This window comes from Methylomonas sp. Uni0011 (assembly GCF_056850255.1).
The window spans coordinates 102260-115669 of sequence record NZ_JBVVNO010000008.1; the positions used below are offsets into that span (position 1 = coordinate 102260).

At 56.9% G+C, this 13410-nt stretch carries 11 protein-coding genes; 2 read left to right on the forward strand and 9 right to left on the reverse strand.

What is annotated here, in order from left to right; all coding sequences use genetic code 11:
- Positions 1-22 precede the first annotated feature (22 nt).
- Positions 23-820, forward strand: coding sequence for a TatD family hydrolase (locus AC0IM9_RS11845; protein ID WP_482804124.1), 798 nt, complete (start codon positions 23-25; stop codon positions 818-820).
- 202 nt (positions 821-1022) lie between these two features.
- Positions 1023-2156 carry a methyltransferase gene (locus AC0IM9_RS11850; protein WP_482804125.1) on the forward strand — a complete coding sequence of 378 codons (1134 nt, stop codon included), beginning with the start codon at positions 1023-1025 and terminating at the stop codon, positions 2154-2156.
- Positions 2157-2161: 5 nt separating this feature from the next.
- On the opposite strand, the gene AC0IM9_RS11855 is transcribed toward AC0IM9_RS11850, so the two are convergent.
- The 9 genes from AC0IM9_RS11855 to AC0IM9_RS11895 all read right to left on the reverse strand — a co-directional run bounded on the left by AC0IM9_RS11855 (position 2162) and on the right by AC0IM9_RS11895 (position 13046).
- The gene (locus tag AC0IM9_RS11855; protein WP_482804126.1) at positions 2162-3025 is read right to left on the reverse strand and encodes a glycosyltransferase family 2 protein; all 864 of its coding nucleotides are present in this window, start codon (positions 3023-3025) and stop codon (positions 2162-2164) included.
- A gap of 71 nt (positions 3026-3096) precedes the next feature.
- Positions 3097-3864, reverse strand: coding sequence for a hydroxyacylglutathione hydrolase (gloB, locus tag AC0IM9_RS11860; protein WP_482804127.1), 768 nt, complete (start codon positions 3862-3864; stop codon positions 3097-3099).
- A gap of 99 nt (positions 3865-3963) precedes the next feature.
- Positions 3964-5826 (reverse strand): 1-deoxy-D-xylulose-5-phosphate synthase, encoded by a 1863-nt coding sequence (dxs, locus tag AC0IM9_RS11865; protein ID WP_482804128.1) that lies wholly within the window; start codon positions 5824-5826, stop codon positions 3964-3966.
- 1 nt (position 5827) lies between these two features.
- A complete protein-coding gene (locus AC0IM9_RS11870; RefSeq protein ID WP_482804129.1) occupies positions 5828-7459 on the reverse strand; it encodes a CopD family protein in 1632 nt (543 codons plus the stop codon).
- A 6-nt stretch (positions 7460-7465) separates the two neighbouring features.
- The gene (locus tag AC0IM9_RS11875) at positions 7466-7825 is read right to left on the reverse strand and encodes a copper resistance CopC family protein (protein WP_278212707.1); all 360 of its coding nucleotides are present in this window, start codon (positions 7823-7825) and stop codon (positions 7466-7468) included.
- Positions 7826-7835: 10 nt separating this feature from the next.
- Positions 7836-9221: an aspartate aminotransferase family protein gene (locus tag AC0IM9_RS11880; protein ID WP_482804130.1), complete on the reverse strand. Its 1386-nt coding sequence runs from the start codon at positions 9219-9221 to the stop codon at positions 7836-7838.
- Positions 9222-9283: 62 nt separating this feature from the next.
- Entirely contained in the window at positions 9284-9985 is a 702-nt protein-coding gene (locus AC0IM9_RS11885; RefSeq protein ID WP_482804131.1) for a phosphorylase family protein, read from the reverse strand.
- 1 nt (position 9986) lies between these two features.
- Entirely contained in the window at positions 9987-11945 is a 1959-nt protein-coding gene (gene shc / locus AC0IM9_RS11890) for a squalene--hopene cyclase (RefSeq protein WP_482804132.1), read from the reverse strand.
- A 9-nt stretch (positions 11946-11954) separates the two neighbouring features.
- The gene (locus AC0IM9_RS11895) at positions 11955-13046 is read right to left on the reverse strand and encodes a phytoene/squalene synthase family protein (protein WP_482804133.1); all 1092 of its coding nucleotides are present in this window, start codon (positions 13044-13046) and stop codon (positions 11955-11957) included.
- Between the last annotated feature and the right edge of the window lie 364 nt (positions 13047-13410).

The window sequence follows — 13410 nt, forward strand, 5'->3', positions numbered from 1 at the left end:
GCATTAACGTTTCCCAAGCTTCATGTTCATCGATTCCCACTGCCATCTCGATCGTATCGACTTGGCACCTTATGCTAACGATTTCGACGTTTTTGTCCGCGCGGCCCGGACGGCCGGCATCCAGCATATGCTGTGCATTGCCATCGATCTGGAATCCTATCCGGCGATGTTGGCGCAAACCGCGCCATATCCCGATATCTCACTGTCGGTGGGCGTGCATCCGAATGTCACCGATGGCCGCGAGCCTGACATCGACGAATTACTGGGATTGGCGGCAAATGACAAGGTGATTGCGATCGGCGAAACCGGCCTGGATTATTTTCATAGTAAGGGCGATCTGGAGTGGCAATTTCGGCGTTTTCGCAACCATATCGCGGTGGCCAAGCAGTTGCACAAGCCCTTGATCATTCATACTCGGGAGGCCGGGCAGGATGCTTTGGACGTGTTGCAGGCGGAAGGCGCCGATACGGTGGGGGGCGTGATTCATTGTTTTACCGAGGACTGGGCCTACGCCCAACGCGCTGTCGATTTGAACTTTTACGTGTCGTTCTCCGGCATCGTTACGTTCAAAAATGCCGCAGCGATCCAAGACGTGGCGCGTAGAATTCCGGCCGACCGCTTCCTGATCGAAACCGATTCGCCTTATCTGGCGCCGGTGCCTTATCGCGGCAAACCCAACTATCCAACCTACGTGCGCCACGTAGCCGAATATATTGCCGAATTGCGCGGCACCTCGGTCGAAGCGGTGGCGAAGCAATCCAGCGAAAATTTTTACCGGTTGTTCGGGCTTGAAGCCGGACGCTGCAATTTGGCCGCGTAAAAAAAATGCGGTAGCACCGGATACGGCGCTACCGCACAAAGAGGTGGGGTATAACTCTCATTTTCCCGAAGGACGCATACAAGAGTTGCTATCAGTGTACTGGAGCATTCTAACGTTGAAAATGTGGCAATTTGCCGCGTGACAATTTGTCGCTGACTTCGATCCAGGCTCTACGTCTCCCATTTTCCGGACTTGATCACCGATGGAACAGCAATTCAGCGTCCCGCAGGGCTGTTTTCGGCTAACGCGCCAACCCCACCGAAAAAACGAATTGTTGCAGGCCTGGGATGCGGCCGACGACTATTTGCTGCATCATCTGGCCGAAACCGAAGCGCTTGCCGGTCAGAGTGTTGTCATCCTGAACGATAACTTCGGGGCGCTGGCCGTGGCGTTGAGCGAATTTCGGCCGATGGCCATTTCCGACTCCTGGTTATCGCAGCAGGCGACGCGCGAAAATTTGGCCGCGAACGCGATAGCGGCCGACCGGGTGTTGCTGTTGGATAGTCTGTCCTTGCCGTCGCCACCGATCGATCTGTTGCTCATCAAGATTCCGAAGACTTTGGCTTTGCTGGAATACCAGTTGCATAGACTCAGGCCGTTGTTGCAGCCGGATAGCCGCATCGTTGCGGCGGGCATGGTCAAGGCTTTACCGGCCAATGCCTGGAAGCTGTTGGAACGGCTGGTCGGCCCGACCGTACCGTCGTTGGCCAGAAAAAAGGCCAGGCTGATTTTCAGCAGCCTCGATCCGAATATCCGCTTGCCGCAAAATCCCTACCCCAGTTACTACCGCCTGGCGGCCGACGAGCCGCCGCTTTGCAACCATGCCAATGTGTTTTCCCGGGAAAGTCTGGATATCGGGGCCCGCTTTCTGTTGCAACATCTGCCGGACCAGCCGGGCTATCGAGACTACATCGATCTGGGATGCGGCAACGGCGTGATCGGTTTGCGCCTTGCCGAATCGAATCCGGCAGCCAATATCATGTTTGTCGACGAATCGTTCATGGCTATCGCCTCGGCAACGGAAAATTTTCGCAGCCGGTTCGGCGATGCGCCGCGGGCGAAGTTCATCGTCGGCGATTGTCTGAGCGGTTTTGCACAGGCAAGCGCCGATTGCATCGTCTGCAATCCGCCGTTTCATCAACAACACGCGATCGGCGACCATATCGCCTGGCGCATGTTTCAACAGGCGCATGCGGTGTTACGGCCCGGCGGCGAGTTGCGGGTGATCGGAAACCGCCACCTCAACTACCATGTCGCGCTGAAAAAACTGTTCGGCCGCTGCCGGCAAGTGGCGGCGAATGCCAAGTTCGTCATTTTCAGTTGTGAAAAGGCTTGAGCCGGCTATTCGATGTTTTTGTAATGCAGAGACGAGATTTGCTCAGAGACGATGCCGATCAGGAAAGTGACGATGGCGGACAGGAATAGCACGGCGCTCATGTTGGTGAAACGAGCTTCAGTGATATAGGTGTAGGCGTAGTAACCCATGCCGACGCCGAAAATCGACATACTGATCGGTAGGAACAACCGCATCGGCGAGAACAGTACGCCGATGCGCAGAATGATGATAAAGAAACGTAAGCCGTCGTGTAGCAGGCGGATGTGGCTCTTGCCGCTACGTTTGCCGGCGTGGATCGGGACGTAGGCCACCGGAAATCCGGAGCGGAAAAACGCCATGGTACTGGTGGTCGGATAGGAGAATCCGTTCGGTAGCAGGTAAAGGAATTTACGGAATTTGTCGGCGCGCGCGGCGCGAAAGCCGGAGGTCAGGTCGTCGATCCGGTGGCCGGTCATCAATGACGCCAGCTTATTGTAGAACTTATTGGCGACGCGTCTGAACCACGAAGCATGGCTTCCGGCGTTTCTGGCCCCGACTGCCATGTCGTAGCCTTCATTTATTTTTGCCAATAACGCGGCAATATCGTGCGGGTCGTGTTGGCCGTCGGCGTCCATGAACACCAGAACTTCGCCCTTCGCTTGTCTGGCCCCGGTTTTGATCGACGCGCCGTTACCCATGCAATAGGGGTGGCGGATCACCTTTACTCCAGCGTTGTTCGCAATGGCTCCGGTGTCGTCGCTGGAACCGTCGTCGACCACTAAAATTTCGGCCTGCGGGTACAACTCCAGCAATTTCGGCAGAAAAGCCGGCAGATTTGCCGCTTCGTTCTTGGCGGGCAGGACAATACTCAGCGACTCAGGTGTTTTCATCGAGCGGTCAATTTACGGTGGAAACCACCGTGCAGTTTAGCAGACTTCGCCAGTACCGGCTGCCGCGGGCTTTAGCGAAACAGGTCCTTCTGCCGGCGTATCGCAGTAAAAATCGCCAATGCCGAAGCCGTCGGCAGGGCGAGGTTTTGCCGGATCTCCGAGCTGTGCTCGCGCAGAAACGGATTGGTCGCCAATTCCCGGCCGATAGTGGAGGGCAGGCTGGGAGCGTTGCTGCGACGGAGTTGGCAGACCTCGGCATAACGCTGTTGCAATAGCGGATTGCCGGGTTCCAGCGTCAAGGCGAAGCGGGCGTTGGCTTCGGTATATTCGTGCGCACAATAGATCTTGGTCTCGGCCGGGAGTGCCTTCAGTTTTTGCAGCGATTGCCACATTTGTTCGGGGCTGCCTTCGAACAGGCGGCCGCAACCCAATGAAAACAAAGTATCGCCGCAAAACAAGGCGTTACTGCCGGCGCTGTAGTAGACGACATGGCCGATGGTGTGGCCCGGCGTATCGATGGCTGCCAGTGTTTCGCCGCCGAGTGCTATCCGGTCGCCATCGCCTAGCGCGATGTCGATGCCCGGAATTCTGGAATGGTCGGGCTTGGCGCCGACGATCTTGCAACCGGTTGCGGCTTTCAGTTCCAGATTGGCGCCAATATGGTCGTTGTGGTGGTGGGTATTGAAAATGTAATTCAGTGCCAAACCGCGCCGTTGCAGTTCGGCCATGACCGGGGCCGATGTTGCCGGGTCCACCACTGCAGTTAGGCCGCTATCCGGTTCCTGCAGCAGGTAGATATAGTTGTCGGTCAGGGCCGGAATGATGCTGATATCTAACATAACGGACAGTGGCTTTAACTATTGCCGGTTATGATCGCGACTGCCTCCGCCATGGCGGGCTGGTACGAGGATTCAAGATACCCCGCCAGCACGTGTTGCCTAAGCGCAAAAAGCTTCGATCTGCTGGCGGATACCGTTGGCATCGAGCCGGCACAGGCTGAGCAATTCCTCGCGGGAACCCTGCTCGACGAAGCGGTCGGGCAGGCCGATGTTCAGTACCGGCATCAGAATCTTCTGCTGTTGCAGGAACTGCAGTACCGCACTACCGGCGCCGCCGGCAATGACGTTTTCCTCGACCGTGACGAACACGTCGTGGCTTTTGGCCAACTGCAGGATCAAGTCTTCGTCGATCGGTTTCACAAAGCGCATGTTCGCCACTGTGGCGCCCAGTTGCTTGCCGGCTTCGACGGCCGGCGTCACCATCGCCCCCCAGGCCAGAATCGCAATCCGCCCGCCCTGGTGTCTGATTTCACCCTTGCCGATTTCCAGCGTGCTGAGTTCCGGGTTGACCGCCGCACCGGGACCCTTGCCGCGCGGATAACGCACCGCGGCCGGGCCGTGGTGGTGGAAGCCGGTGGTCAGCATCTGCCGGCATTCGTTCTCGTCGGCCGGGGCCATCACCAGCAGATTGGGGATGCAGCGCATATAGCTGTAATCGAACGCGCCGGCATGGGTCGGGCCGTCCGGTCCCACCAGACCGGCTCTATCCAGCGCAAACAGTACATCCAGGTTCTGCAAAGCCACGTCGTGAATCAACTGATCGTAACCGCGTTGCAAAAAGGTCGAATAAATCGCCACCACCGGCTTTGCACCCTGGCAAGCCTGACCGGCGGCCAGGGTCACCGCATGTTGCTCGGCAATCGCCACGTCGAAATAACGCTTCGGAAATTTCTGCGAAAACTCGACCAAGCCCGAACCTTCGCGCATCGCCGGGGTGATACCCAACAGCCGCTCGTCTTGCGCCGCCATATCGCACAACCAACGGCCGAACACCTCGGTATAGGTCGGATGCGGCGACGGTGCCGCCTTCGGTAGAAAATCCTGGGTCGGGTCGAAGGCCGGTACGCCGTGATAGGCCAGCGGATCCTTCTCGGCCGGGGCATAACCCTTGCCCTTTTTGGTCACCACATGCAGGAACACCGGTCCGGTCAAATCCTTCAGATTCTCCAGGGTCGAGACCAGCATCTCCAGATCGTGACCGTCGATCGGCCCGAAATAATTGAAACCCAGCTCCTCGAACAAAGTACCCGGCACGATCATGCCTTTCACATGCTCTTCCGCTTTCCGCGCCAATTCCCAGACACTGGGCATACTGGACAAAGCCTTCTTGCTTTCCTTCTTGACCGACGAATAAAACTTGCTGGATAAAATCTTGGTCAGGTAATTATTCATCGCCCCGACCGGCGGCGAGATCGACATCTCGTTATCGTTCAGAATCACCAACAGATTGGCATTGACGTCGCCGGCATGATTCATCGCCTCGAAGGCCATGCCGCCGGTAATCGAACCGTCGCCGATGATCGCCACCATCTTCTTGTCCTCGCCGCGCAACTGCGAGGCGATCGCCATACCCAAGGCCGCGCTGATCGAGGTCGAGGAATGGCCGACGCCGAAGGCATCGTATTCACTCTCGTCGCGCGACGGAAACGCCGACACCCCGCCCAGGGTGCGAATCGTCGTCATCCGATCCTTGCGGCCGGTCAGAATCTTGTGCGGATAAGCCTGATGGCCCACATCCCACACCAACTGGTCCACCGGGGTATCGAACACATAATGCAAGGCCACGGTCAGTTCCACCGTACCCAGGCCCGCGGCGAAATGGCCGCCGGAAATGCTGACGGTATGCGTCAAATACGAACGCACCTCATCGGCCAACTGCGGCAGTTGCTCTTTCTTCAGGGCACGGATGTCGGTCGGGCCGGCGATGGTGTTCAGCAGAGGAAATTCTTGAGTCTGTTTCATATCAGTACAGGGGTTCGCGGTAGAACATCAAAATCACGCCGATTTGGAACAAGGCGAAAACCGAGATAAAGCCGGCAATGTTCTTGCCGGGGGCGTCCAGCTTGAGTTCCAGCCAGCGGCCGCAGGCCAGAATCAGCGCAAACACGCCCATCAAGGTATGGCCGACTTGGATCAGGAACGCGGTTTTGGCCTCGAAGCCGACGTGCGAGTGTGCCAACAGCATCATGCCGCCGAAGGCCGACATCAGCGGGAACAAATAGGGCAGAATGCCGGGATCAACTTTGACCCGGGCGCGGGTCTCGTACAAGCCCAGCATGAATACCAGGAAAGTGGCGATTCGGTGTTGCAGAATTTCGCCGTTGTTGAAGGTACTGTCCCAAAAACCGATCGGGCCCAATGGCCAGCTCTCGGCGTCGGAACGGAAGAACAGGAATATGCCGAGGCCCATGAAGCCGATCGGCCAATAACGCGTCCAACGGTGAAAACGCTCCGAATACGACAACATCGCGAAGAAACTCATCACGGTCAGGAAGATGCCCGAGATATTGTGGTTGTAATCCGACCAGGCGGTGGCGGCTTCCGACGGAATCTGGCCGACGATGGCGGTTCGGCCGGCTTCGCCGGCGATCAGCGCTTCGTGGGTCGGCGATTCCCAACGCGGGATGCGCGGATGGAACATGTTCAACACTTCTTCCCAGGTCGCGGTCAGGTGCGGAATGTCGACCGACGGCGGCTGCGAAGCCAAACTGGCCGCCGTGAACAGAATGGTCAGCAGAATCAGGGTTTCCGCTTCAATGTAGTATGGGACGCGCACGGTCAGGGCGTAGAGGCTGCGGCTGGCAAAATACTCTTCCACCGCTTGGCGGTTGATCCAGGCAAAACCCAAGGCCAGGCCCATCATCATGATTTTGACCATCAACAGGTTGCCGTAACCGGCGCCGATGAAGCCTTGGAAGGTACGGATGTAGTACCACGCAAGCGGCGTACCGGTTACCAGTAATAGAGCAACGGCGATGAAGCCGACGGTCGAGAAGCGTTTGAGCAGCAAAGGCCACAGTTCTTCGGCGATCGCATTTTGCTTTTTCAGGCCCCACAGCGCCAAGATTTGGAAAATGCCGCCAACCCAAGCTGCGGCGGCAATCTGATGGCTGACGGTCAGCGTCATCAGCAGACCGCGGTCTTCCAGGCGACTGGCGCCGTGCACCAGCCAGGCCGCGGCCATCACCAACGGGATCACGATCGCCGTGGCCACCAGCCAATGGGTTTTTGAGCGCAGATTGGCTTTTAACGCTTGCTTGATGAACAGGTACAAGGCGAACGCAAAGGTGGCGCGTGCCAGGCCGGCGTTGAATTGCACGGTATGGAAAAAAGCCGGAAACGGCGATTTGCCCAATGTCACGGCCATTAACCAGATTTTCAGGCCGATTTTCGACAGCTGGGTGATAACCAATGCCTTGCTGCCGAAATGAATCAGGTTGATAGTTTTCTGCAGCAAGGCGCTGTTGTAGTTGGCATTTTCATCCCACGGCCGCAGGACGAATAGACCCCACAGCAAACCGCCGATGGCGATCGAGTAAAACGTCAGATCGACGCCGCCGATCAGCGAGTCGAGATAATTAGCTATACCTTCCATATCCGGTTATTTGGGTTCTTTGACGAAAAAGCGCAGCAAGTCCTCGCTCAGATGACCGTCCGCGGCAAAAATTTTTAATTTGATGGCGTATTCGCCCGGGGCCAGGGCCGGTAAATCCAGCAGTACCTGGCCGGGTTTGGCGCCGGGAGACGCGCTGATGGAGGTCATCACGTCGCCGGCGCTGACCAGAAACACTTCGGACAAATCCAGTTCGACTTTGGAGTTGAACGACAACTCGACCTGGCTGGCCTGATTGACCGGCACCGGTTTCAGTTTCAGCGAATTGTGGGTGACTACGGCATGGCCGAAGGCGCCTTGGCTGGCGGCCAGAGTCAAAGCCAATAAAATCCTGATTACAAAACGCATGCTGATCTCCTTATTTTTTGTTTTTCAAAGCGTGGCCGGCCAGGTTTTTGCCCAGAGTCCAGATCGAACCGGTGACGTTGTGAGTATCGGCGATGGTTTTTTCCACCGAGTTAACAATCCAGTCGCGGTCTTTCTCGGTCAGGATTAGCGGCGGCAGGAATTTGACCACGTTCATGCCGTGGCCGGCGACTTGCGCCAATACCCGGTGTTCCTTGAACAACGGAATCAGGATCATCTGGCAAAACAGGCCTTTGTTGGCGGCTTCCAGCATCGCCCAGGCGGCTTTCAGGCCTAAGCTTTTAGGGGCATGGAATTCGATGGCTATCATCGAGCCCTTGCCGCGAGCTTCTTTCAGGAACTCGTATTTCGGCACCATCGCGTTGACGGCGGCGATGATCTCGTTTCCGATTTTGGCGCTGTTTTCGACCAGTTTTTCCTGATGGACCACATGCAGTGCGGCCAAACCAGCCGCCATCGCCATGTTGTTTTTGGAGAAGGTGGAGCCGTGCACCACCGCGCGGTCCATCCGGTTGAACACGGTGTCCATGATTTTGCTGGTCATCGCCACCCCGCCGACCGGGACGAAGCCGCCGGACAGGGCTTTGGCCATCAATATCATGTCGGGTTTGACGCCCCAGTGTTCGATGGCCCAGAACTTGCCGGTACGGCCGATGCCGGTCTGGATTTCGTCGGCGACGAACAGCGTGCCGTATTTTTTACACAGACGCTCGACTTCCGGCAGGTAATTATCATCAGGGACGTTGACGCCCTTGCCTTGAATCGGTTCGACGATGAACGCGGCCACGTCCTTGCTGCTCAGCGCATTTTCCAGGGCTTCGAGATCGTTGAACGGCACCGAACCGGTGTCCGGTAGCAGCGGGCCGAAGCCTTCGCGGAAAATGTGCTCGCCGGTCAGCGACAGCGAGCCCATCGTCAGGCCGTGGTAACTGTGTTCGCAATGCAGGATCCGAGAGCGTTTGGTGGTGTAGCGGGCGAATTTGATCGCCGCTTCCACGGCTTCGGTACCGGAATTGCAGAAGAACATTTTTTCCAGATTATCCGGGCAGGTAGCCAGGATTTCCTTGGCCAGCAAGCCGCTCAACAGCGACACATCCATTTGCACCAGATTCGGCAATTCCATGGTCAGGGTTTCCTGCAAGGCGCTGACGATGGTGGGATGGTTGCGGCCCATCGCGAACACGCCGAAACCGCTCAGCAAATCCAGGTATTCGTTGCCGTCTTCGTCGTAGAGGTATTGGCCGATCGCCCGCTTGTAGTTGCGGTCGTAACCGATAGTGCGCAGCACCCGTACCATCTGGTTGTTGAGATATTGCTCGTGCAGTTCGAATTTTTCCCCGAAGTGCTGAGTAAAAAGATCGGCAATGCTAAAGGACATGTAATACCTCTTGGTGGTGCGTCGGCTGGCGCTTGATCTCGGCGCCGGCAACGCTGATTTTGCTAATAAATGGCGATTTCGTTTAAATGCGTGGCGATGGTTTTCAGGGTTTTTTGTGCGGCGTGAAAATGCAGGCCAAGCTTGACCAGTGCCGGCACTTCCCAGGGGTGTAGCGCCAGATGGCGCAGCAGCTTGCCCAGCTCGACCTGCCCCTGTTCGTTCATGGCCCGGGACACGGCTGGCGGTAAGTCCAGCGTCACCGGGTCGGCGATGGCGCGCAACACCAAACACGGCAGATTGGACTGGCTGGCGACCTTGGCAATCGCGCCGCTCTCCATGTCCAGCGCCACGGCGCCGGTGTTGCGGTGGATGGCTTGCTTGTCTTCGCTTAGCGCCACGATGCGGGTTTCGGTGACCAGTTTGCCGTGGCCGACAGCGAGTTTTTCGCCGAGCCGGCTACTCACCTTATCCGACCAGAATTTGTCGGCTTCGTAAATCTGCTGGTCGAAAAAGATCCGGTCGGCGATCACCAATTGCCCCGGCCGCAGTTGCGGCGCCAGCGCAGCGGCGCAACCCCAACTGATCAAACGATTGGCGCCCTTGGCAATCAACAGATTTGCCGCGTTGGCGGCGTTGTGCGGCCCGGCGCCGGCGTAGGCGACCAGCGTGTCGTCGCAAAGCCTCAAGCATTCGCCCTGCGCTAATTTGCGGCTGGTCAGGGTCGCAAGTTCTTCCGGCAGCGCAACGACGATTCCGCAACTCACGTTAGTGTTTGTGCAATTCGTTACGGTATCTGGCCAGGGCCCACAACGGGAAGAATTTGTCGTAGCCGTGGTACTTCAAATAAAACACGCGCGGGAAACCCGGTGCGGTAAAGCAGGGATCGTTCCAAACGCCGTCGGCTTGCTGGCTGCGCAACAAAAACTCGATGCCGGCCTTGACTTCTTTGCTGTGTACTTCGCCGGCGGCAATCAGGCCTAGTACTGCCCAAGCGGTTTGGAAAGCGGTACTGAAGTGATATCGGCCGCGATATTTGATGTCGTCGTGGTAGCTCAGATTGTCTTCGCCCCAGCCGCCGTCCTCGCGCTGCACGCTTTTCAGCCATGCGGCGGCTTTGACGTACATCGGGTCGGTTTTCGGTACGTCGGTTTGCTCCAGACCCAACAAAGCGGACCAGGTGCCGTAAATGTAGTTGGTGCCCCAGCGGCCGAACCAGGAGCCGTCGGCTTCCTGTTCGCTACGGATATATTCGATGGTGCGTTGCAACGCCGGGCGGTATTCGTCGTGGCCTTTGGCGACGCGGGCCATCAGCATCGCGCAGCGGGCGCTGACGTCGACGGTTGGCGGGTCGAGCAGGGCGCCGTGGTCGGCGAACGGAATTTCGTTCAGATAGTAATAGGTGTTGTCGACATCGAACGCGCCGTAACCGCCGTTTTTGGATTGCATGCCAACGATCCAGCGGGTGGCGCGGTGGATGGATTCGTCCAAACCGTCTTGCTCGGATTCGGCCATCGCGAAACCGACGATTGCGGTATCGTCGACATCGGGATAATGCGGGTTGGCGAATTGGAATGCCCAGCCGCCACCGGCCAAATCAGGTTTGCTGACGCGCCAGTCGCCCGGTTCGTCGGATAGTTGCACGCTTTTCAGCCAGTCGTTGGCTTTTGCCAGTTGCGGTGCGTTACCGCGCTTGTCGGCTTCGATCAGCGCCATGCTGGCCAGGGCAGTATCCCAGACCGGGGACAGGCAAGGCTGGCAATACGCTTCGTCTTCCTTAATCACCAACAGTTTGTCGATGGATTTGCGGGCGATTGCGACATTTGGATGGTCGTGCGGCATACCGAGCAGCAGCATGGCCTCGTAGGCGTTGACCATGGCCGGAAAGATGCCGCCCAAGCCGTCTTCGCCGTTCAAACGCTCGGTAAACCAAGTCAAGGCCTTGTCTATCGCGCGCTTACGCATGCTCTGCGGAATCAACGGTTCGGTCACGCGGCCCAGTTGGTCCAGCGCCAGAAAGCATTTATTCAGCAGCGTACGCTCGGGAAAATAATGCTTTTCTTCGTCCGGATGCACCACGAACAATTCCAGGATGTCTACCTTATGCGGATTCTTGGCTTTGGCCTTCAGCGTGCACAGGATGAACAGCGGTACCATCACGGTGCGCGACCAATAAGACACTTTGTCCAAGTGGAACGGAAACCACTTGGGCAGCAGCATGATTTCGACCGGAATGTAGGGTACGCCGCGCCAAGGCAGTTGCTCGAATATTGCCAGTGCGATTCGGGTGAAGACGTTGGCGCGCGCCGCGCCGCCTTGGCTCAGGATCCAGTTGCGCAGTTGCACCATATGCGGCGCGTCGATCGGATCGCCGGCCATTTTCAAGGCGTAATACACCTTGACGCTGCAGCTGATGTCGCCCTGGCCGCCGGTGAATAGCGGATAGCTGCCATCCGGATTTTGCCGGCTACGCAGATAAACTGCGATCTTGGCTTGGAGTTCTTCGTTAATGTCGTCCAGGTAATGCATCATCATGATGTATTCGGACGGAATGGTGCAGTCGGCTTCGAGTTCGAATACCCAATAGCCGGCCGGATTTTGCAAGCCGAGCAGTTTCGCCTGCGCTCGGTCGATCGCGGCTTGAATTTTGCCCGGGCTGATGGCAGCCGCCGAGCTGTGTTGGGAAAAGTCGTGATTGCTGGTCTCTACAGGGGCTTCAGTAAACATGGCGATTCCTTATGGTCCAGTGTGAGATACGGGTGAATACTGCCAGTCAGGGGTTTTTAAGCCGCTGCTGGTGAGATTGAAAAGCAGTGACAGCAGCCAGTTGCTGCGTGCCGATAATTTGCTGGCGATAATCGTGGCCTTGACGCTGTTGCGACTGATCTTGACCTGGTTGGATTCGTTGAAGTCCAGGTGCTGTTTGATCTTCTTTAAGGTCAACACCGCCATGCCCAGTGCCCACAGGCAGAAGTTGCGGATGCCGGTTTCGTGGCTGGGCAACAGTTGGGTGTAGGTCAATGCGTTTTGCAAATGGCCGTGGGCGATACCGATCAGGCGCTCCAGGCCCTTGCGGAAGCGTTCGTCGTTGGTGGTCGGCGTCAGATCGGCCAAATCGAAGCCGGTTTCATCGAATATGTCCTGCGGCAGCCAGCATACTCCGCGTTTGGCGTCGTCCCAGATGTCTTTCAGAATGTTGGTCATTTGCAAGCCTTGGCCGAACGAGACCGATAGCTTCAGCAGTTCCGGCCGATGCTGATCGATTTCCGGCGAGTAGTGGCAGAACAGTTTTGCCAGCATTTCGCCAACACAGCCGGCCACGTAGTAGCAATAGTCATCCATGTCTTTCATGGTTTTCAGACCGGCGTGCAGGTCGAGGGCCTGGTAAACCGGCATGCCGCCGGCCATGGTTTCCACACAGCATGCCAACGCGTCTATTTGCGGGGTCGAGAGGCTGTGGGTGATGGCGATGACGCGGGGGATCAGCCGGATCAGGCTGTGTTCGGCCGGAATGGTTTGTGCGGACAGCAGCGGAGCCAATTCGGCGGCAAACGCCTCAGCACCGCGGCCGGTCTTAACGATGTCAATAAAACGGTCGCAGAAGCCCTTTTTTTGTGCTGGGCTAAGGGAAACTTCGTCTTCGATAGTGTCGACGATTCTACAGAGTAGATAAGCATTGGCCACGGCCGGATAGAGCGTTTTCGGCAACTGCGGAATGGTCAGCGCAAACGTACGCGACACGCCTTCAAGCAGCACGGCTTGAAGTTCTTGGTCGGATAGCTGTTTCAGCAATTCCGGGTTATCGATGGGGGGGTGAAATCCGTTCATTTACTTTTTAGTCTAACTATCGGTAGCGGCAATGATAGACTGTTTGTTGGGGTTTTGCAAAGCGATGTTGCTTTAAGGCAAATTTGCTGGGATTGATGTTGCTGTTTTGGGTTTTGGTTCTTGTTTGGTGTGCTTTCGTTATGATTTATAAGGCATATTTTGTAGGGCTGGGTTTGCAGGCGGCGGGGTTTGGATCTGTGATGGTTGTGGTTTTGCAAAGTACTTCCCAAGTAGGTTGTTGTTTTTTGCGTATTTCGACTGGAGCAAGGTATAAAAAAGTAGTATTCTTACCACATCTAGTTGTGCGTCCGCTCGTTTCTCTGGCTTGGTGGTCGTTGGTTTGGGCGCGCTCCCGATAGTAATG

Coding starts and splice junctions, on each gene's coding strand:
- AC0IM9_RS11895 (WP_482804133.1), bottom strand. CDS start 13,046: ATGAACGGATTTCACCCCCCCATCGATAACCCGGAATTGCTGAAACAG.
- AC0IM9_RS11875 (WP_278212707.1), bottom strand. CDS start 7,825: ATGCGTTTTGTAATCAGGATTTTATTGGCTTTGACTCTGGCCGCCAGC.
- AC0IM9_RS11855 (WP_482804126.1), bottom strand. CDS start 3,025: ATGAAAACACCTGAGTCGCTGAGTATTGTCCTGCCCGCCAAGAACGAA.
- AC0IM9_RS11845 (WP_482804124.1), top strand. CDS start 23: ATGTTCATCGATTCCCACTGCCATCTCGATCGTATCGACTTGGCACCT.
- AC0IM9_RS11850 (WP_482804125.1), top strand. CDS start 1,023: ATGGAACAGCAATTCAGCGTCCCGCAGGGCTGTTTTCGGCTAACGCGC.
- AC0IM9_RS11870 (WP_482804129.1), bottom strand. CDS start 7,459: ATGGAAGGTATAGCTAATTATCTCGACTCGCTGATCGGCGGCGTCGAT.
- AC0IM9_RS11880 (WP_482804130.1), bottom strand. CDS start 9,221: ATGTCCTTTAGCATTGCCGATCTTTTTACTCAGCACTTCGGGGAAAAA.
- dxs (WP_482804128.1), bottom strand. CDS start 5,826: ATGAAACAGACTCAAGAATTTCCTCTGCTGAACACCATCGCCGGCCCG.
- gloB (WP_482804127.1), bottom strand. CDS start 3,864: ATGTTAGATATCAGCATCATTCCGGCCCTGACCGACAACTATATCTAC.
- shc (WP_482804132.1), bottom strand. CDS start 11,945: ATGTTTACTGAAGCCCCTGTAGAGACCAGCAATCACGACTTTTCCCAA.